This window comes from Burkholderia sp. AU4i, assembly GCF_000466765.1.
GTDB lineage: Bacteria > Pseudomonadota > Gammaproteobacteria > Burkholderiales > Burkholderiaceae > Burkholderia > Burkholderia cepacia.
In genome coordinates this window covers 1-857 of record NZ_ASSI01000501.1, presented here as the reverse complement: position 1 = coordinate 857, position 857 = coordinate 1, and the positions used below count along the sequence as shown (strand labels likewise).

Annotated in this window: 1 pseudogene; it reads left to right on the top strand. The window is 72.6% G+C overall.

Annotated elements, in window-relative coordinates:
* A pseudogene (locus L810_RS43805) lies at window positions 1–796 on the top strand (translocation/assembly module TamB domain-containing protein); the annotation flags it as partial.
* Window positions 797–857: the final 61 nt, after the last annotated feature.

The window sequence follows — 857 nt, the reverse complement described above, 5'->3', positions numbered from 1 at the left end:
CATCGGGCGGTTCGTCGCATGGACGCTCGCGACGGTCGTGCTGCTCGTCGTGCTGGCCGTCGGGCTCGTGCTGGCCGCGGTGACGACCGAGCACGGCACGCGGCTCGCGTGGCAGGCGGCGGAGCGCGTGCTCGGCGCGCGGCTCGCGGGCACGCTCGACGGCGGCTCGCTCGCGACCGGCGTGCGGTTGCGCGGGTTCGCCTGGACGAGCCCCGACGGCACCGGTACCGAAATCCGCATCGACCGGCTCGACGGCCGCTGGGCATTGACCCGCGCGCCGTGGCGTCTGTCCATCGCGTATCTTCGCGCCGGCACGATCGACGTGCGGATTCCGCCGGGGCCGTCGACGCCGAGTACGACGCCGCAGGACCTGAGCCTGCCGCTGCAGTTGCGGATCGACGACCTGCGCGTCGATCGCCTGGCGATCCACGACGGCGGCTCGACGACGCAGCTCGACCATCTCGCGCTGAACGGCCGCAGCGACGGCCGTCACCATGAACTCGTGCTCGACGGCGTCGATACGCCGTACGGCGCGCTGACCGCGCGCGCGAAACTCGATGGCGTGAAGCCGTTCGCGCTGACGGGGGAGGCCACTTACGCGGGCAAGCTGTCCGACGAGCCGGTCGATGCGCGCGCTCGCGTGTCGGGCTCGCTTGAGGCGCTCGTCGCGGAAGTCGACGCGAGCGGGATGAAGCTGAACGGGCGCGCGCACGTCGAGGCCGCGCCGTTCGGCGCGGTGCCGCTCACGCGCGCGTCGCTCGCGTTCGATCACGTGAACCCGCAGGCGCTCGCGCCGACCACGTCGGGATGCTGCTGCGCGAAGTCCCGCGTCGCTTCGTAGAAGTTGTTGGTCGCCG